The sequence below is a fragment of the Variovorax sp. 10L421 genome, assembly GCF_056395365.1.
Genome location: NZ_JBFTJJ010000002.1, coordinates 213,679 through 231,540, shown reverse-complemented (window position 1 = coordinate 231,540; position 17,862 = coordinate 213,679). Strand labels below are relative to the sequence as shown.

The 17,862-nt window shown below is 66.6% G+C and carries 19 protein-coding genes and 1 riboswitch; of the genes, 6 read left to right on the top strand and 13 right to left on the bottom strand.

Annotated features, from left to right (window positions below):
* Positions 1-91 precede the first annotated feature (91 nt).
* The 10 genes from tolA to ribD form a co-directional block, all read right to left on the bottom strand.
* Positions 92-1,006, bottom strand: a complete 915-nt coding sequence (gene tolA, locus AC1DFC_RS05090; protein WP_007837967.1) for a cell envelope integrity protein TolA — start codon at positions 1,004-1,006, stop codon at positions 92-94.
* Positions 1,007-1,009: 3 nt separating this feature from the next.
* Positions 1,010-1,447: an ExbD/TolR family protein gene (locus AC1DFC_RS05085; RefSeq protein ID WP_478178742.1), complete on the bottom strand. Its 438-nt coding sequence runs from the start codon at positions 1,445-1,447 to the stop codon at positions 1,010-1,012.
* Between the two features lie 15 nt (positions 1,448-1,462).
* A complete protein-coding gene (gene tolQ, locus AC1DFC_RS05080; protein ID WP_007837969.1) occupies positions 1,463-2,182 on the bottom strand; it encodes a protein TolQ in 720 nt (239 codons plus the stop codon).
* Positions 2,179-2,637, bottom strand: a complete 459-nt coding sequence (ybgC, locus tag AC1DFC_RS05075; protein WP_007837970.1) for a tol-pal system-associated acyl-CoA thioesterase — start codon at positions 2,635-2,637, stop codon at positions 2,179-2,181. Before ybgC ends, tolQ begins: the two co-directional genes overlap by 4 nt.
* A complete protein-coding gene (locus tag AC1DFC_RS05070) occupies positions 2,634-3,830 on the bottom strand; it encodes a pyridoxal phosphate-dependent aminotransferase (protein ID WP_413335415.1) in 1,197 nt (398 codons plus the stop codon). The genes ybgC and AC1DFC_RS05070 overlap by 4 nt, the downstream gene beginning before the upstream one ends.
* Before the next feature lie 88 nt (positions 3,831-3,918).
* Positions 3,919-4,464, bottom strand: coding sequence for a transcription antitermination factor NusB (gene nusB / locus AC1DFC_RS05065; protein ID WP_007837974.1), 546 nt, complete (start codon positions 4,462-4,464; stop codon positions 3,919-3,921).
* On the bottom strand, positions 4,461-4,922 hold the full coding sequence (ribH, locus tag AC1DFC_RS05060) for a 6,7-dimethyl-8-ribityllumazine synthase (protein ID WP_007837976.1): 462 nt from the start codon (positions 4,920-4,922) through the stop codon (positions 4,461-4,463). The genes nusB and ribH overlap by 4 nt, the downstream gene beginning before the upstream one ends.
* Positions 4,923-4,928: 6 nt before the next feature.
* Entirely contained in the window at positions 4,929-6,083 is a 1,155-nt protein-coding gene (ribBA, locus tag AC1DFC_RS05055) for a bifunctional 3,4-dihydroxy-2-butanone-4-phosphate synthase/GTP cyclohydrolase II (protein ID WP_478178741.1), read from the bottom strand.
* Positions 6,080-6,742, bottom strand: a complete 663-nt coding sequence (locus AC1DFC_RS05050) for a riboflavin synthase (RefSeq protein WP_413316162.1) — start codon at positions 6,740-6,742, stop codon at positions 6,080-6,082. Before AC1DFC_RS05050 ends, ribBA begins: the two co-directional genes overlap by 4 nt.
* 55 nt (positions 6,743-6,797) lie before the next feature.
* Positions 6,798-7,913: a bifunctional diaminohydroxyphosphoribosylaminopyrimidine deaminase/5-amino-6-(5-phosphoribosylamino)uracil reductase RibD gene (gene ribD, locus AC1DFC_RS05045; RefSeq protein ID WP_413335411.1), complete on the bottom strand. Its 1,116-nt coding sequence runs from the start codon at positions 7,911-7,913 to the stop codon at positions 6,798-6,800.
* Positions 7,914-8,105: 192 nt separating this feature from the next.
* On the opposite strand from ribD, the gene AC1DFC_RS05040 reads away from it, so the two are divergent.
* From AC1DFC_RS05040 to AC1DFC_RS05015, 6 genes are all read left to right on the top strand, one after another.
* Positions 8,106-8,633 carry a GspH/FimT family pseudopilin gene (locus tag AC1DFC_RS05040; RefSeq protein ID WP_478178740.1) on the top strand — a complete coding sequence of 176 codons (528 nt, stop codon included), beginning with the start codon at positions 8,106-8,108 and terminating at the stop codon, positions 8,631-8,633.
* A complete protein-coding gene (pilV, locus tag AC1DFC_RS05035; protein WP_413335407.1) occupies positions 8,627-9,178 on the top strand; it encodes a type IV pilus modification protein PilV in 552 nt (183 codons plus the stop codon). Before AC1DFC_RS05040 ends, pilV begins: the two co-directional genes overlap by 7 nt.
* A complete protein-coding gene (locus tag AC1DFC_RS05030) occupies positions 9,175-9,987 on the top strand; it encodes a PilW family protein (RefSeq protein WP_413335406.1) in 813 nt (270 codons plus the stop codon). Before pilV ends, AC1DFC_RS05030 begins: the two co-directional genes overlap by 4 nt.
* Positions 9,988-10,115: 128 nt before the next feature.
* On the top strand, positions 10,116-10,748 hold the full coding sequence (locus AC1DFC_RS05025; protein ID WP_413316170.1) for a PilX N-terminal domain-containing pilus assembly protein: 633 nt from the start codon (positions 10,116-10,118) through the stop codon (positions 10,746-10,748).
* Positions 10,749-10,773: 25 nt separating this feature from the next.
* Positions 10,774-14,163 (top strand): pilus assembly protein, encoded by a 3,390-nt coding sequence (locus AC1DFC_RS05020; protein WP_478178739.1) that lies wholly within the window; start codon positions 10,774-10,776, stop codon positions 14,161-14,163.
* Positions 14,164-14,183: 20 nt separating this feature from the next.
* Positions 14,184-14,648: a type IV pilin protein gene (locus tag AC1DFC_RS05015; protein WP_413335402.1), complete on the top strand. Its 465-nt coding sequence runs from the start codon at positions 14,184-14,186 to the stop codon at positions 14,646-14,648.
* Positions 14,649-14,672: 24 nt separating this feature from the next.
* Here the strand turns inward: AC1DFC_RS05015 and nrdR are convergent, their stop codons facing one another.
* From nrdR to AC1DFC_RS05000, 3 genes are all read right to left on the bottom strand, one after another.
* The gene (gene nrdR / locus AC1DFC_RS05010) at positions 14,673-15,116 is read right to left on the bottom strand and encodes a transcriptional regulator NrdR (protein ID WP_007836918.1); all 444 of its coding nucleotides are present in this window, start codon (positions 15,114-15,116) and stop codon (positions 14,673-14,675) included.
* 21 nt (positions 15,117-15,137) lie between these two features.
* Positions 15,138-16,382: a serine hydroxymethyltransferase gene (glyA, locus tag AC1DFC_RS05005; RefSeq protein ID WP_007836917.1), complete on the bottom strand. Its 1,245-nt coding sequence runs from the start codon at positions 16,380-16,382 to the stop codon at positions 15,138-15,140.
* A 41-nt stretch (positions 16,383-16,423) separates the two neighbouring features.
* Positions 16,424-16,547, bottom strand: a riboswitch (ZMP/ZTP riboswitch).
* Between the two features lie 28 nt (positions 16,548-16,575).
* The gene (locus AC1DFC_RS05000) at positions 16,576-17,412 is read right to left on the bottom strand and encodes a lytic transglycosylase domain-containing protein (RefSeq protein ID WP_007836916.1); all 837 of its coding nucleotides are present in this window, start codon (positions 17,410-17,412) and stop codon (positions 16,576-16,578) included.
* Between the last annotated feature and the right edge of the window lie 450 nt (positions 17,413-17,862).

Sequence of the window (17,862 nt, the reverse complement as noted above, 5' to 3'; positions counted from 1 at the left end):
TGGACCCGGCTGTTGTTGTGCGCGGGTAGACAGCGCGGTAACCGAGGAGTTCCGGGCGGCCTTGGAGAAGATCGCCCGGAACCGGCAGGAATCAGCGCTTGGGCCGCAGTGACACGATCAGCGATGGGAAGATGCGCCCGTCGGTGTCGCGCGGCAGCTTGTCGGTCTTGCGCAGGCCGCGCTCGGCCGCGTCGTCCCAGCCAGGCAGGCCGCTTGATTTGCTCAGCTTGACGCCGACGATGGTGCCGTCGGGCGCGAGGCTCACTTCGAACTCGGCCGCCGGGTTGCCGTTCACGGTTTCGGCATCAGGGAAGGTGATGTTCGGGCGCACGGCAGCGGCGATGCGGCCGGCATAGCCACTCGAAGGCCCCGAAGAGCGTTGGGCCGTGCCCTTCGAATCGTCGCTGCCGCTCGCACCGGCCAGGCCCTGCATGCGCTTGAGCGCTGCGGCACGGTCGGCGGCGGCCTGCTTCGTGGCGGCCTCGGCCTTCTTGGCTTCGGCCTGCTTGGCCTCGGCTTCCTGCTGCTTCTTCTGCTCGGCCAGCTTCTTCTGCTGTTCCTTCTTGCGCTCGGCTTCGTCCTCGGCGCGCTGCCTGGCTTCGAGCTCTTTTTTCTTCTGCTGCTGTTGCTCCAGCTCGCGCTCTTTTTGTTCCTTCTGCTCCTTGAGCTTCTTCTCGCGCTCCAGGGCAATGTCGGGGGCCTTGGGTGCGGGCGCGGGCTCGGGGGCCTTGGCAACAGGCGGGGGCGGCGGTGCGGGGGCCGGCGGCGGCGGCGCGGGAACCGGTGCGGGCGCCGGTGGCGCCTGCAGGCGGGGCGCTGCCTGCTGAACCGTGGACGACCACAGCTCTGCATCGACCGCGCCTTCGTCGGCATCGCTGCGCCAGCGCACGCCCCAGGTGAGCGCCGCGATCAGCAGCGCATGCGCGATGAGCGCCAGCACGACGGCACGCGGCGTGCCGCGCTGCGGCGGCGGCGCGAACTCGGGGCGATCCAGTGCGAGCGACATGCCTTATTTGCCGCCCGTGGTCGTGACCGACAGGCCCACGCGCTCGACGCCGCTCTTCTTGAGCTGGTTCATCGCCTTCACGACGGTTTCGTATTTCACCGACTTGTCGGCGCTGATGACCACCGGGCGCTGGTCGTCGCCGCCCTGCGCCTGCTTGGCGGCCGAGCCGATCTGGGTCATGGGGATCGAAGTGCCGCCCGTGCCAGTGGACGGGTCCTTCTTGATCTGCACCTCGTCCTCGCTCTTGATGACGATCTCGATGGGCTTGTCGGGCTGCTTGTTGGCGCGGTCGACCGAAGGCAGGTTGATCACGCTCGGCGTGATGAGCGGGGCGGTGACCATGAAGATGATCAGCAGAACCAGCATCACGTCGATGAACGGGACCATGTTGATCTCGTTGATCGTCCGGCGGCCGCGGCCCCGGGATGAAACGGCGGGCATGCGTTGCGCCTCCGCTCAGCGGTTGGCCGGAGCCACCGACGATGCCGCGCCCGCGTTCGGGTTGGCCGAGAGGTTGCGCTGCAGGATGTTGGAGAACTCCTCGATGTAGGTCTCGAGGGCGATGGCGATCTTGTCGATCTCGCGGGCGAAGCGGTTGTAGCCGACCACCGCCGGAATGGCGGCGAACAGGCCGATGGCGGTGGCCACCAGCGCCTCGGCGATGCCGGGGGCCACGGTGGCCAGCGTCACCTGGGCGAGGGCCGCGAGGCCGGTGAAGGCATGCATGATCCCCCAGACCGTGCCGAACAGGCCGACGTACGGCGACACCGAACCCACGGTGGCCAGGAACGAGAGGTTCTGCTCGGCCGCGTCGAGCTCGCGCTGGAAGCTCGCGCGCATGGCGCGGCGGGCGCCGTCGAGCAGCGTGGCGGCGTCGCTCACGTGGCGTTCGCGCAGCTTCTGGTACTCGCGCATGCCGGAGGCGAAGATGCGCTCCATCGGGCCGGCGAACTTGGCGTTCTGCGCGGCCGAGGCGAACAGCTCGTTCAGGCTGGTGCCTGACCAGAACTCGCGCTCGAAGTCGTCGTTGAGGGCGCGCATGCGCCGCAGCGCGAAGTACTTGCGGATGATCGCGGCCCAGCTGGCGATCGAGACGATCACCAGCAGCAGCACGACCAGTTGAACCACGAAGCTCGCATGGAGCAGGAGATTGATGATGGAGAGGTCTTGGTTCATGGCTTGAAAGGTTGTGTCATGGAGCCGCTGTAGCGCTCGAGGGTTCCCGTCACTTGCTTCGGAATGCGTGCGGGACGCAACGTGGCGGCGTCCACCCAGCCGATGCGGATCGTGCCTTCGCACAGCAGGACAGGCGCCGAGGCATCTGTTCGCTCTTGCTCTGTTTTTGATAGCACGCGCTGGCCGATTATCAACGACGCCGTGCCCAATTGTTGAAGATCGGCTGTAACGAGCAGTTCGTCGTCCAGCCGCGAGGGGCGATGGTATTTGAGCTGCGTTTCGCTCACCACGAACTGGCCGCCGGTTTCCTCGCGCAGCTTGTGCTGCTCGACGCCCAGGGAGCGCAGCCACTCGGTGCGGCCGCGTTCCATGAACTTCAGGTAGTTGGCGTAGAACACGATGCCGCCGGCATCGGTGTCTTCCCAGTAGACGCGGATCGGGAACGCGTAGCTCATTGGGCCCGGTTCTCTGCCATCGCCCGCAGGCGCTCGATGGATTCCTGCAGGTGCGCCATCGAGCTGGCTGTGGAGAAGCGCACGAACTTCGCTGTCTGCGCCGTGCCGAAGTCGCGGCCGGGCGTGACAGCGACGTGGGCGCGCTTCATGGTTTCGAAGGCGAAGTCCCAGCTGCCGGAGATGCCGAGCTTCTCGGCGAAGCCGGTGCAGTCGGCCCAGGCGTAGAAGGCGCCGTCGGGCACCACGGGCACGTTCAGGCCCAGCGCGTTCAGCTGCGGGATGAACCAGTCGCGGCGCGCCTTGAATTCGGCGCGGCGGCGTTCGTACTCGGCGATGCTCTCGGCCTCGAAGCAGGCGAGCGCCGCGTACTGCGACACCGTGCTGGCGCAGATGAAGAGGTTCTGCGCGAGCCGCTCGACCACCGGCACCAGCGCCTCGGGCACCACCAGCCAGCCGAGCCGCCAGCCGGTCATGTTGAAGTACTTGCTGAAGCTGTTGATGCTGATGACGTTGTCATCGATGGCCAGTGCGGTTTGCCCGAATGCGTCGTCGTACGAGAGGCCGAGGTAGATCTCGTCGATCAGCGTGATGCCGCCGCGCTGCGACACCGCCTCGTGGATGCGGCGCAGCTCGGCGGGCGCGATGGAGGTGCCGGTCGGGTTGGAGGGCGACGCCAGCAGCACGCCGCGCGTCCTGTCGGTCCAGGCGGCCTCGACCTTGGCGGCCGTCAGCTGGAAGCGCTCTTCGGCCGTGGTCGGCACCAGCACGGCCTTGCCGTCCGCCGCGCTCACGAAGTGGCGGTTGCATGGATAGCTCGGGTCGGGCATGAGAATTTCGTCGCCCGACTCGATCAGCGCGAGGCAGGCCAGCTGCAGCGCGGCCGAGGCGCCGGCCGTGATGACGATGCGCCGGGCCGGCACGTCGACGTTGAAGCGCTGCTTGTACCAACCGCTGATGCGTTCGCGCAGATGGTCGAGGCCGGTGGCCTGCGTGTACTGCGTGGCGCCGGCGCGCACGGCGCGGGCTGCGGCTTCCTGCACCAGCGGCGGGGCGGTGAAGTCGGGTTCGCCGATGTTCAGGAAGATCATCGGCCGGTCGGTATGGGCCACTTCGCGGGCCAGCGCACCGGCCGCCTTCGCCACCTCCATCACGTAGAAGGGCTCGATGCGCTGTGCGCGCGTCGAAATTCTCATTGCACCCCCAGGCTGCGGCGCTGCGCGTCTTCGCCTCCCCCCTCGCAAGCGAGGGGGCGAGCGCCTTCGGTCGGCCGGGCGGCGCTCCTCATGCCTTGGCTTTCCCCGAAGCGCGGTCGGCTTCCACTTCGAGCGGACGCAGCTGCGGCGCCAGGCCGTTCAGCACGGCGTTCACGTACTTGTGGCCGTCGGTGCCGCCGAATTCCTTGGCGAGTTCGATGCACTCGTTGAGCACCACGCGCCATGGCACGTCGGGGCAGTTCTGGAACTCGTACACGCCGATCCACATCACGGCGTGCTCGATGGGCGAAATCTCTTCGAACTTGCGATCCAGCAGCGGGCGGATCAGTGCGTCGAGCTGCTCGGCGCCTTCGATCGAACCGTGCAGCAGCGCGTCGTAGTGCAGCGCATCGGCCTTGTGGAAGCCCGCGAGGTCGCGCGTGAAGTGGTCGATATCGGTCGGGTCGTTGCGGCCCACCAGGTGCTGGTAGAGCGCCTGCAGTGCGAACTCGCGCGCGCGGCTGCGGTTCGATTTGGCAGAAGCCTTGCGCGCGCCGGTGCTGGTGAGTCCGACGCGCGACTGGCGCGGCTTGGCGCCAGCGGGCTTGAGGGGCTTGGAGGTGTCTTCGGTCATGAAAGGGTGGCCAGCAGTTGTGCCATCTCGACGGCGACCTGGGCTGCGTCGCGGCCCTTGTCGGTTTGCCGCGCGATGGCCTGCTCGAGGTTTTCGGTGGTGAGGATCGCGTTGGCGATGGGCAGGCGGTAGTCGAGCGCGACGCGGCTCACGCTCGCGCCCGATTCGTTGGCCACGAGTTCGAAGTGATAGGTCTCGCCGCGGATGATGCAGCCCAGCGCAATGAGCGCGTGGTAACCGCCGCGCTCGGCGAGCGCCTGCAGGGCCACGGGCACTTCGAGTGCGCCGGGAACCTGCAGGTGGTGGATGTCGCTGGCAGCCACACCCAGTGCCTCGAGCTCCGAGAGGCAGGCCGAGGCCAGCGCGTCGGTGATGTCGGCGTTGAAGCGCGCCTGCACGATGCCGATGCGCAGTCCTTTTCCGTTGAGCGTCGTCTCGCCCTTGTTTGAACCTTGCATGGTCGTTCAGTCTTTCGTGAGGTAGCCGGCAATTTCGAGGCCGTAGCCTGCTGCCATGCTCGGCATGCGGCGCGGCGTGCCCAGCAGGTTCATCTTGTGCACCCCGCATTCGCGCAAGATTTGCGCGCCGATGCCGTAGCTGCGCAGGTCCATGCGGCCGCGCTCGGGGGCTTGCGCGGGGCGCGCGGTGCCGTCGAACTGCGCAAGCAATTCACCGGCGGTTTCGCCGCAGTTCAGCAGTACGGCCACGCCCTTGCCCTCGGCCGCGATGTGCGAGAGGCTGGCGTCCAGGCTCCACGAGTGCATCGGGCGGTTGATTTCGAGCGCGTCGAGCACCGAGAGCGGCTCGTGCACGCGAACCGACACCGTGTCTTCCGGCGCCCACTTGCCGCGCACCAGCGCGAGGTGCACGCCGCGGCTGGGCTTGTCGATGAAGGCATGGGCGGTGAAGGCACCCCAGTTGGTCTGGATCTCGCGGCAGCCGACCTTCTCGACCAGCGATTCGACGCGGCTGCGGTGCTCGATCAGGGCGGCGATGGTACCGATCTTGATGTCGTGCTCGGCCGCGAAGATCTGCAGGTCGGGCAGGCGGGCCATCGTGCCGTCTTCGTTCATCACCTCGCAGATTACCGAGGCGGGCGAGCAGCCGGCCATGGCAGCCAGGTCGCAGCCGGCTTCGGTATGGCCGGCGCGCATCAGTACGCCGCCGTCCACCGCCTGGAGCGGGAAGATGTGGCCCGGTTGCACCAGATCGGCGGCCGCGGCGTTGGGCGCCACGGCGGCCTGCACGGTGCGCGCGCGGTCGGCGGCGGAGATGCCGGTGGTCACGCCTTCGGCCGCTTCGATGGAAACGGTGAACGCGGTCGAATGCTTGGCGCCGTTGCGCTGCACCATCGGCGGCAGCTGCAGCCGCTCGCACATTTCGCGCGAGAGCGTGAGACAGATCAGGCCGCGTGCATGGCGCGCCATGAAGTTGATGGCTTCGGGCGTGATGTGGTCGGCCGCGATGACGATGTCGCCTTCGTTCTCGCGGTCTTCCTCGTCGACCAGGATCACCATGCGGCCGGCGGCGAGCTCGGCCACGATCTCCTCGACCGGGGAGATGGGGGCAGGAGCGCGCGCGGCGCGGGGAGCGCCGATCGGCGTGACGGAGGCATTCATTCGGCTGTGTCCTTGGAATACGTGGAGGGCGGCACCAGCACGCCGGCCTGGAGCATGCGCTCCACGTAGCGCGCCACGGTATCGATTTCGAGATTGACCTTCGAGCCGGCCTGCAGGCTGCCGAGCGAGGTGTTTTCGACGGTGTGCGGGATCAGGTTGATGCTGACCTCGGCGCCTTCGGCGATGTCTTTCACGCTGTTGACCGTGAGGCTCACGCCATTGATGGTGATCGAGCCCTTGTACGCCAGGAAGCGGGCCAGCGCCTGCGGCGCAACGATGCGCAGCTCCCAGCTCTCGCCGACGGGCTCGAAGAAGCTCACGCGGCCGATGCCGTCCACGTGGCCCGAGACGATGTGCCCGCCGAGGCGGTCGCTGGCGCGCAGCGCCTTCTCGAGGTTGATGCGGCTGCCTTCGTCGGTCAGGCCCGCGGTCTTGTCGAGGGACTCGGCTGAAATGTCGATGGTGAACTGCTGTCGCTCGGGGGCGAGCGTGGTGACGGTCATGCAGGCGCCGTTGAGCGCGATGCTGTCGCCGAGGCCGACGTCATCGAGGTAGCCGTCGGGCGCCGCGATGCTGAGTCTTTTGCCGTAGGAGGAGGAGGTGCCGAGGTCGTGAATGGCGGCGATGCGCCCCACGCCGGTGATGATTCCGGTGAACATCCGCGCATTTTCGCAGACATCCTGGGTCCGGCCGTCGGACGCTCGCATTCGCCCGCTAGAAAGCATCCCTTCCGGCCACCCGGGCCACGATCCGGAGGTCCGGCCCGATCCGCTCGAAGGTCCGGAATTCGAGCGGTAGCGCACCTGCCAGGTCGGCCAGCGGGCCGCCCGTGTGAATGCCGGACGCCATGCCGAGGCCATCGCCGATGAGTTTCGGCGCCAGATACACCAGCAGTTCGTCGACCAGGCCTTCGCGCAGCAGCGAACCATTGAGTTTGTGGCCGGCCTCGACGTGGAGCTCGTTGACCTCACGCCGGGCGAGATCCCGCAGCATCGCCGCCAGATCGACCTTGCCCTGCGCATTGGGCAGAAAGGTGATGGTGGCGCCGCGCGCTTCCAGGGCGGCGGCCTTCGAGCCGTCCTGCGCCGCGGCGTAGATCCAGACAGCGCGGCCGGGCAAGAAGAGCTTTGCGTCGGGCGGGGTCTGCAATTGGCTGTCGATCACCACCACGTGCGGCTGGCGCGTGGTTTCAACGAGGCGCACGTCGAGCCGGGGATCGTCTTCCAGCACCGTGCCCACGCCCGTCAGTACCGCGCTGGCCCGCGCACGCCATGCATGGCCGTCGGCGCGCGCCGGCTCGGACGTGATCCATTGGCTCACGCCGTTGTGCAGGCCGGTCTTGCCGTCCAGCGAGGCTGCGGCCTTGAGCCGCACCCAGGGTGTCTTGCGGACCATGCGGCTGAAAAAGCCGATGTTGAGCTCCCGCGCTTCAGCTGCGCCGGGCCCCACCTCGACCTCGACGCCAGCGGCGCGCAGCCGCTCGAAGCCCTGGCCAGCGACCAGCGGGTTGGGATCGGCGAGCGATGCAACGACCCGGCCGATGCCCGCCGCGACCAGTGCATCGCAGCACGGGCCGGTGCGGCCGTGATGAGCGCAGGGCTCGAGCGTGACCCAGGCGGTTGCGCCCGCGACCGAATGGCCCCGTGCCGCGGCATCGCTCAGTGCCATGACCTCGGCATGCGAGCCGCCGACCCGCTGGGTGTAGCCCTGGCCGATCACCCCGCCATTCGCGTCCACCAGCACGCAGCCGACGCGCGGATTGGGATCGGTTTCCGGGCCGGCCTGGCGCGCGAGGTCCAGCGCATGGGCCATGAAATTCGCATTTGTCATTTTTGTTAATTCAAATTAATTGGGGAATCAATTTAAAACAATTGAGTCCGCCGATCCGTTGATCTGTTTGTTTTGACCGTCTGTCGATCAATAGGCGATCAATAAGAATTCGACAATAGAATTTCCAAAAATTGCAGTCAGGGAGAAACGTCCGCGGCCCCAGCCAAATGGCGAGGCAGCGGACGGTACAACATGAAAAACGGATTCTGCACGTCCGTGCAGGCACACCTGCGCCGACGCGGAACGCCACGCGGCTTCACGCTGGTCGAAATGATGGTCGTCATCGTATTGACGGCCATCCTGCTGGCACTGGCCCTGCCCAGATTCAACAGCCTGATCGAGAAGTATCGCGTCGAGGGCATGGCTTCGGCGTTGATGGCGAGCGTGAGTCACGCGCGCTCGGAGGCGGTGCGTCGCGGACAGGTCGTGACCATCCGGCAGCGCGCGGAGTGCACCGGCGCAGACTGGAGCTGCGGCTGGGAAACGGTGGTCGGCAGTGGCACCGGGTTCGAGATCGTTCGGCGGCAAGACCCCGACGCGCGCGTTGCGGTCGAGAAAAGTGCCCTCGGATCCATGGCCTTCGACCCCATGGGCCATTTTTCGAGCGTCGCCCGTGTCGACTTCCGTCCCGTGGGAAGCACGGGTTCATCCAACGACATTGCCGTGTGCATCTCGCTCGGCTGGCGGATTCGGCTGGTGAAGGGGGGCGGGACATGCTGAGCGTTTCGATTCGCGCGCCGCGCAAGCTGCGCCGAAGGCAGGCAGGCTTCTCGATGATCGAGGCCCTGGTGGCCGTTCTCGTGCTCTCGTTCGGCCTGCTTGCACTGGCCGGCTTCCAGCTGCGCGTGCTCTCCGACAGCGTGGGCGCGAACAACCAGAACATCGCCGTGCAGTTGGCCGGCGACATGGCCGATCGCATTCGCGCGAACCCGGTGGCGGGCGCCGTGTCCAGCAGTCCTTATGTCGCCGATTGGTCGGCGGCGAGCGCCAGCCAACCTGACCCATCCTGCGCGGGGGCCACGGCCAGCTGCACGGCCCCCCAGCTGGCGGCCCACGATCTGTGGAACTGGAAGCGCAGGGTGGCGGGTGCGCTGCCGGGCGGGGCGGCGAACGTGCAGAGCAGGAAGGCCGCGGGGGGCTTGCTGTTCGTGCACATTGCCTGGGACGAGCCCGCCGCCGTCAACCCGATCGCACCGGATTCGGCCTGGAGCTGCCCGACCGGCAAGGCCTGCCAGGAAGCCATCGTCGCGGTGCCCCAGCCATGAACAACAAGACCTTCGCTCATCGCCTGCAGCAGGCCGGCTTCACATTGGTCGAAATCCTCGTCGCGCTGATCATCGGCATGCTGGTGGTGCTCGCCGCCATGGCCAGCATGCTCGGGACGCGCAGCACCGCCAAGACAGGCGACGACGTCAACGTGCTGCACCAATCGTCGGCGCTGGCGTTCAGGCTGCTGGGCCAGCAGATCCGGCAGGCTGGCTACTTCCCGATCGATGCCACGGGGTCGCGGTACTACTTCAATGTCGATGCGGACGTCGACACCAAGCTCGCGAGCGAGCCCTCCTTCTTCGCGGTCAAGGGGCAGGAGGCGGCCGTCGGTTCGGTGAACGACACGCTGAAGGTCGGCTATGCACCGAACCCCGATTACTTCAAGGACTGCCTCGGGCAGCAAGCCAAGGGTTCGACGGGTGCAGCGTACAAGCCCGCCAATCCGGCGGACGCCGGAAACGTGCGCTTGATCACTAGTGAGTTCTCGGTGGTGAACGGTACCTTGCGCTGCGAGGGCAGCGGCAACGGCAACAAGCCGCAGCCGATCATCGACGGCGTCGAGCGCTTCGACGTCATGTACGGCATCGGCGATGTGGGAGGTGAACGGCTGGTGCGCTACGTGACGGCCGCGAACGTGGGGAGCTTCGATCAGGTCCGCTCGGTGCGCGTGTGTCTGCAGCTCGCGGGCACTTCAACGAGCAACCCGGGCGGCAGCTACGTCGATTGCGATGGTTCGTTGCGAGCCAGCAGCGACGGCAGGCTGCGCCGCGCTTACACGGCGGTGTTCGCACTGCGGAATCTATGACTACCCCCAGTCTTTGCGCACTTCGTGTCGCTTCGCCAACCCCCTGCAGGGGGGCCGCACCAGCGGCCCGGCAAAGCCGGTTCCGCGGTGTTTCTGGCAGATGCTCAGCGCGGCACCGGGGGTTCTCGCTGTTCATCGTGCTCATCATGCTGCTGCTCTCGGCGCTGCTGGCGGTGGGAGGCGCGCGAATGGCTCAACTGCTCGAATCGATGGCGGGCAACCAGCGCGAATATCAGCGCGCCTTCGAGGCCGCCGAAGCCGCGCTGCTGGATGCGGAGCGCGACATCCGGCAACTGGCGTTCGATGCCGCGACCCAGACCTACGTGAAGTGCTCCGCGCTCGCAGTGTCGCCCTGCCGCAAGGCCGCGGACGGTCGCGTCTTCCCAGACCGGGACACGGGCTGGGTGACCGCCTACGTGGGCAGGGGCGCCAACAGCTGCGAACGGGGCATCTGCTATTTCGCCGGGGCCGATTCCGTGAATGCCGCTTCAGGCAGCGAGGCCTATCAGTTCTGGGCCCGTTCCGCGTATGTGGACCAGCACGCCGCCTATGGGCGATTCACGGGCGCACCGGATGCCGGCAGCCCGGCACTGGCCAGCGCCAGGTACTGGATCGAGGTGATCGACCGACCGCGCGGCGGCGAGCCGCTGTACCGGATCACTGCGGTTTCCACCGGCGCGCGCACTGCGAGCACGGCCGGCGGCACGCGGGTTGTCTTGCAGGAGTCTTTCGACCCGGATGCGGTCAGGAAAGTCAACTGAGCACGGCGAGGGAAGGACTATGAACATGAATCTGTTTTCCAGGAACACCGTGCTGTGCGGGCTGATGCTGGCGCAGTCCGCCGGCCACGCCGTGCAATACCCGCTGGCGCAAGAGCCGCGCAACACCGCGATCAAGGAACCGGCGCCCAACGTGATCGTGTCGGTCGACAACTCGGGCAGCATGGCGTGGTCGTCGCAGGCGTCGGACGGAAGCTGGGCACCGCCAGCCGGAACGCCCACCCGGATGGAAGCGCTGAAGACCGCGCTCAGGGACAACTTCTCGGCGTCCAACATCCCCAACGACCGGATCCGCCTCTCCTGGCAGGCGATGAACAACAACAAGGACAACAGCTGCGTCGGTTTCTTCGGCGACACCGCGGCTGGCATCTATCGGGCCGGCAATTGCCTCGTCAACGGCCGCGCCAATGCGAATCTGATGCGTTCGCTGGACGACACGCAGCGCGCCAATTTCATGACCTGGGTCGATGCCCTGGCCGCGGGTGGCGGAACGCCCTTGCACGCCATGATGACCCGCGCCGGCGAATACATGAAGACGACAGGCCGATTCAGTCCCTATTCGGATGACCCGGGCGTGGAGGGCGCGACGCAGTCGAGCTGCCGCAAGTCCTTCCACATCTTCATGACGGACGGCGACTACAACTTGTTCGGCTTCAACCCGGATCCGGCGGCACTCAGCATGCCGGCCATCGGCAATGCGGATGGAACCAGCCGCGCCTTGCCCGATGCCGTGGCCTATGTGCCACGGGCTCCCTACAAGGACGACGCAGGCGCGGTGAACAGCGGCCTCAACTGGGTGAAGGACGCGAACGGCGGCTGGAGGCCGACGGCGGAATATCGGCCCACACTGGCCGACATGGCCTTTCACTACTGGGCCAGCGACCTGCAGTCCGGCATCTCGGACAACCTCAAGAAGGTCGTTGCCGAGCCTGGCAGCGCGACCGTAGGAACGGCGACAGTCCCCGAGTACTGGAACCCCAAGAACGATCCCGCCACCTGGCAGCACCTGACCACCCACACCATCGGCTTTGGCGCTGCCTCGTCGTGGACGGGTGCGCCGGCCATTACGACGGGCGCGTCGCAGCCCACCTACAGTGGAGACTATGCCAGCTTGGTGGACGGCTCGATGACCTGGTCCGACCCATTGGCGAACACCTTGGCAACCACCTCCACGGCCGACGGCTACAACGGCTTCATGAACTGGAACTCCGGCAGTGCCGTTGGTTACTGGCATGAAAAGACATCCAACGCCGCCGCCGTTCGCATGGACCTCTGGCACGCCGCGCTCAACAGCCGAGGCACCTTCACGCCGGCCTCGAACGCGCAGGCACTCGGCGATGCCTTCAGGTCCATCCTGGCGCAGATCCTGTTCAACACCAGCACCCCGCTGACCTCGATTGCGGCCAGCAGCTCCAGGACCTCGACAGCCACGGCGGCCTACCAGGCCGGCTACGATACGGCCGACTGGTCGGGCAAGTTGACGGCCACGCCGTTCGGCAGCAACGGCAAGCCGGCCGCCACGCCCGCGTGGTCAGCGCGCGAACTGCTCGATGCACGCATGGCCGTGGCGGGCGCGCACGACAGCAATCGCAAGGTGCTGAGCTTCTCCGGCACCACCGCGGCGGCGCCAACCCATGCCGCGACCATCGGTTCCGGCGTGCCGTTCCGATGGGCCAGCCTGAGCGATGCGCAGAAGGCGGCGCTCAAGGGCAGCACCGGCACCGACACCGCGAGCGAAACGCTCGGCCGGGGAGTCCTCGACTTCCTGCGCGGCGATCGCAGGAACGAGGGTACCGGCCTGAACCTGCGCAGGCGTGGCCACGTGCTGGGCGACATCGTGGGCTCCAGCCTCATGTACGCGGGGCAGCCCCGGAGCGGCTTCACCCAGGACGGCTATGCCAAATTCGCTTCGACCATCGCCCGCGCGCCGATGGTCTACGTCGGCGCCAACGACGGCATGCTGCACGCCTTCTTCGCCGGCACCGGCGAAGAAGCGTTCGCCTATGTACCCGAGGGCCTCTACGGCTCGGCGGCGGCGCCCCAACTCAAGAAGCTCAGCGAACCCACCTACTCGCACAGGTACTACGTCGACGGCAGTCCGTTCGTGGCCGACATCTACATGGGTTCGGCCGTCAACGCCACGGCCACCGATACCGAGAAGGCCGCGCTGTGGAAATCCTTCCTCGTGGGCACGCTGGGGGCGGGCGGCAAGGGTTATTTCGTGCTCGACGTCACCAAGCCCGAGAACATCGGCGAGACCAACGCCGCCGACGTGGCCCTGATCGACACGACCGCGCTCGCCGACGACGACCTCGGCCACCAGTTCCAGCAACCCGCGCTCGATTCCTTTTCCAAGCGCGCGCTGCAGGTGGCGTCGCTCAACAACGGCCGCAGGGCCGTGATCCTGGGCAATGGCTACAACAGCACGAGCGAGAAGGCGATGCTGTGGATCCAGTATCTCGACGGGGACAAGTCGGTGCTGAAGATCCCGGCTCCCGCCGCGCAGGCCGCGGGCGCCGGCAATGGGCTCTCGGCGCCGCAGGTGGTGGACCGCAATGGCGACGGCAAGGTCGACTATGTCTACGCCGGCGACCTGCTCGGCAACCTCTGGAAGTTCGACCTGAGCGATGCCGACAGCACCAAGTGGAAGGCCACCATGGGCTCGGCGGCTGCCGCATCGAGCCTGGACGGCGTGCCGTTGTTCGCCGCTGGCGCCACGCAGCCGATCACTGCCGCGCCGCTGGTCGTCGACCATCCGCGCGGCGGCTACATGGTGATGTTCGGCACCGGCCGGTTGTTTGTCTCCGGCGACGAAAGCAGCACCGCCACGCAGTACCTGTACGGCGTCTGGGACCGCGCCAACGGCAGCACGGGCACCGCGGCGCTGACCGACTTGGTGGCACAGACCATCGGCGTCGATACGGTCAAGGAAGGCGATGCCGAATATCGAACCGCGTCGAGCCAAAGCGTGAGCTACAGCGGTGCGAGCGCCAAGCGCGGCTGGTATCTCCAGTTCGGCGCCACCGGGGAGCGCATGGTCTATCCAGGCGATGCGCTGAGCGGCAGCGCAGGCCTGTTCTCGACCACCATTCCCGGCTCCGCCAGCAATTCGCTCGACTGCGCGCCGGGCACCGGTGACGACGGCTGGTCGATGGTGATCGATTTCTTCAGCGGCGCCATCCCCGACGGCATCGCCTACAACGGGTCCACCGGCACGGCAGGCGCCTACCTCGGCTTCCGGAACCGTTCAGGCCGGGACGACCTCGTCCTGCGACCTCAGAAGGCCGATGAAAAAGGCAAGCACGTGATCTGCAATGCAGCCGGCGGCTGCAACGAAGCCTACCTGCCGCAAGCCGTGCGGCGCTTCGGCTGGCGCAACCTGATCTCGTGGAATTGACGGCGCAGCGGACCCCACCCATGAACAAATATCCCGAAGCGCAGACCCACAAAGGCCGGCTCCGCTCGCGCGGCTTCACGCTGGTCGAACTCATGATCGTGACGGCGGTGATTGCCATCCTCGCCGCGATTGCCTACCCGAGCTACGGGCGCCATGTGCTGCGGGCGAAGCGGGCCGATGCCAAGCAGCAACTGCTGCAGGCCGCGCAATGGACCGAGCGCTACCTGACGGCCAACGGTCAATATCCCCCGGCAACCGTTGCGCTGCCGGCCGGGCTCGACCAGGCGCCGTCGTCCGGCACGGCGAACTACGCCATCGGCTATGCCGCGAGAACCGCGACCACCTACACGCTGCAAGCCGTGCCGCACGGCGCATCGACCGCCGACGAGTGCGGAACGCTCACGGTGAACCATCAGGGCGTCAAGCTGGCGGCTGGCCAGACCAGCGCCTCGAATGCGCAGGTACAAGCCTGCTGGAACCGCTGAGGCGGCCGCCGCGCGCGGGGCGCCTCAGATGTCGCGCAGCAACTGCCTGAACTCGTCCACGTCCTCGAAGCTGCGGTACACCGAGGCGAAGCGCACGTAGGCAACCTTGTCGAGCTTCTTGAGTTCGCGCATCACGAGCTCGCCGACCTTGGTCGAGTCGATTTCGCGCAGGCCGCTGGCCAGCAGCTTCTGCTCGATGCGCAGCAGGGCGTTGTCGATCTGCTCGATGCTCACCGGGCGCTTGCGCAGCGCCAGCATCATCGAGGCGCGCACCTTGGTCGAGTCGAAGTCGGCGCGGCTGCCGTCCTTCTTGACCACCACGGGGAAGTTGACGTCGGGCCGCTCGTAGGTGGTGAAGCGCTTGTCGCAGGCGCTGCATTGGCGGCGCCTGCGCACGAAGTCGGCGTCTTCCGAAACGCGGGTCTCGACGACCTGCGTTTCAAGATGACCGCAAAAAGGGCATTTCATGCGGTCAGGTCTTCCGGGTGATCAGCGGTAGACGGGGAAGCGGCTCGTCAGCGCGTGCACCTTGGCGCGCACCGCGTCGATGTTCGCCGCATCGCGCGGGTTCTCGAGCACGTCGGCCACCAGGTTCGCGGTGATGCGGGCCTCTTCGTCCTTGAAGCCGCGCGTGGTCATGGCGGGGGTGCCGATGCGCACGCCGCTGGTGACCATCGGCTTTTCCGGGTCGTTGGGGATCGCGTTCTTGTTGATCGTCATGTGGGCGGCGCCCAGCACGGCTTCGGCTTCCTTGCCGGTGATGCCCTTGGCGCGCAGGTCGACCAGCATGACGTGGCTCTCGGTGCGTCCGCTCACGATGCGCAGGCCGCGCTCGGTAAGGGTGTCGGCCACGATCTGGGCATTCCTGACCACCTGTTGCTGGTAGGCCTTGAACTCGGGCGCCATGGCTTCCTTGAACGCGACGGCCTTGGCGGCGATCACGTGCATCAGCGGGCCACCTTGCAGGCCCGGGAAAATCGCGCTGTTGATGGCTTTCTCGTGCTGAGACTTCATCAAAATGATGCCGCCGCGCGGGCCGCGCAGGCTCTTGTGGGTGGTGGAGGTGACGACGTCGGCGTGCGGCACCGGGTTGGGATACACGCCCGCGGCCACCAGGCCGGCGTAGTGGGCGATGTCGACCATGAAGATCGCGCCGACGTCCTTGGCCACCTTGGCGAAGCGCTCGAAATCGATGCGCAGCGAATAGGCCGAGGCGCCCGCGATGATCAGCTTGGGCATGTGCTCGTGCGCCTTGCGTTCCATCGCGTCGTAGTCGATGGCTTCGTTGGCGTCCAGGCCGTAGCTCACCACGTTGAACCACTTGCCGCTCATGTTCAGCGGCATGCCGTGCGTCAGGTGGCCGCCTTCGGCCAGGCTCATGCCCATGATGGTGTCGCCGGGCTTCAGGAAGGCCAGCATCACGGCTTCGTTGGCCGAGGCGCCGCAATGCGGCTGCACGTTGGCGGCGTCGGCGCCGAAGATCTGCTTGATGCGGTCGATGGCCAGTTGCTCGGCCACGTCGACGTGCTCGCAGCCGCCGTAGTAGCGCTTGCCCGGGTAGCCTTCGGCGTACTTGTTGGTGAGCTGCGAGCCCTGGGCGGCCATGACGGCCGGCGAGGCGTAGTTCTCGCTGGCGATCAGCTCGATGTGGTGTTCCTGGCGCGCGTTTTCCGCTTGGATCGCAGCCCAGATTTCGGGATCGGTCTGTTCGACCAGGATATTGCGTTGGTACATGGCAGTCCTTTGAAGACGAGGTCCTTGTTCTTCAACCAAACAAGGGCTGCCCAGGCGAACGGCTGAACGCCTGTGGTGCAGGCGGTACGCTTCCCAGTGGTGTTCCACGTCAGCGCGTGGCACCTTGTTCGGATGCTGCGCCTATCGCCAGTCGCGTACCGGCCGAGTGTAGCTCACACCCGGCCCGCGAAGCTCAGGAAACGGAGGAGAGCAGGGCGACCTTGGCCGGCTCTCTGCCTTCCTCAGGCTTGGCCGGCACTACCACGGGGATCGGCTGAGCACGCACGCTTGGCGGCGTGGCAGTCGACGGCGAGCGGCCGTTGGCCACCTGCCGCAGGCGCTCGTGCTCGGCCATCACCTTGCTGGCGTAGCCGCCGTCGTCCTCGAGATTGGCCGCGCCCACGTAGTAGCGCAGGCCGCCTTCGAGCGAACCGGCGCGGGTGATGCATTCCTGTAGCACCTTCACGCCGACACGCATGTTGGTCACCGGATCGAAGGCGGTGAGCGTGCCGCCCGCACTTTCGTACTTGTCGCCGTGCACGCGGGTCATGACCTGCATCAGGCCTTGCGCGCCGACCTGGCTCTGGGCGAACGGATTGAAGCTGGACTCGACGGCCATGATCGCGAGGATCAGAGTCGGATCGATCTTGGTGCGCTTGCCGATGCCGTAGGCCTCGGCCACGAGCACGCTCAACGGCTCGGCGGCCACGCGGTACTTTTTGCTCAGCCAGTAAGCCACGGCGGCCTGCTGCTTGGGCAGGTCGGCGGGGCTCGCGGCCGTTGTGCGCTCGATGGCGGTCGGCTCCAGGTCGGTGGCTTCAGGCGCGGGCTTGCGCGACTGCAGCCAGCCCATCAGTTGCTCCTCGCCGGTCTGGCGCAGGTCGGGCCGCGCCACGAGGGCGAGGGCCGCGAACACGATGGCGAGGCCGACCAGTGCAAACCCGTTGTGGGTGATTTCAAAAAAGCCGTCTGCCACGTCGGACACGAAGGTCCGTAGCCCGCGGGCTGTGGCATGGAACGCCTTGTTCATCGCTCTTCCTTTCTGTGCGGCACCTGCTCGCAGCGCCTGGGAAGGCGATGGATGAAAGGCAACGGCGCTTGGATTGGTACGAATCAGGCTCCGCGCATGGAGTGAAGGGGGTTGAGGGCGCGGCGACCTGATCAAGCCGGGGGAATTCGGCAGCGGATTCAGGGAGGCTCTGCTGCATCGGGCAGTCAGAGCAGGGCGGATTCTAGCGTGGCTAAATACCCGGTCAAGCATAAGAAATTGTTTCTTTATGCTAATAAGCGGTTAAAAAATCGACTGGCAAGAGGTGTTTAGGTTTACGGGAAACCCCTTGGCAAAACGCGTTTGCAATCCGAGGGTGTGACGCCTAATCTGGACGGGCCTGAGTTTTCAGGTGTTTTCCGAGGTCCGGCAGCCCGAGGTGCAAGTCAAGGGCTCAGCGGCCGAGGATCCATGGTGGCAATCTCTTGCTGC